Origin of the sequence: Pleomorphomonas sp. T1.2MG-36 (assembly GCF_950100655.1) — a bacterium.
Taxonomy (GTDB): Bacteria; Pseudomonadota; Alphaproteobacteria; order Rhizobiales; family Pleomorphomonadaceae; genus Pleomorphomonas.
This window is the reverse complement of record NZ_CATNLY010000029.1, coordinates 1-401: the sequence shown is the minus strand read 5'-3', so window position 1 is coordinate 401 and position 401 is coordinate 1. Positions and strand designations below refer to the sequence as shown.

1 protein-coding gene is annotated in these 401 nt (G+C 56.4%); it reads right to left on the bottom strand.

Going from position 1 to position 401, the window contains the following annotated elements:
• Positions 1-48: 48 nt before the first annotated feature.
• On the bottom strand, positions 49-401 hold a 353-nt coding region (locus QQZ18_RS15780; RefSeq protein ID WP_284541907.1), incomplete at its 5' end, for a hypothetical protein.

Here is a 401-nt window from a genome sequence, read left to right as displayed (position 1 = left end):
ACATCAGGAGGTGATGCTCAGACCGACAGGATCCATGTTGGGGGAACTTCAGCAGCTGTCTGGTTGCTGGGAAAGAATGCATTTTGCAAGGCGCACGCCTGGCGTGAAGGTCTGCAGCTCGAAGCCGACAGTATTCGATTTGTGCAGACGCATGCCCCAGGAGTCCCCGTCCCAGAAGTTCTTTTTTCGTGGATCGACCGCGACCTGAACAGGACCTTCCTCATCACTAGGCGAGCCAAAGGACGAACGTTGGAGCAAGCCTGGGCCCAACTGACCTCCCCACAACGCACGCTTCTTGCCCAGGATGTGGCTCGATTCTGCGTTGCATTGGCGGTCAATACTTCCTCCCGCTTCGAAACGGTCAATGGATGTGGCGTTTGGGAGTCCAGGCTCATGGAAGA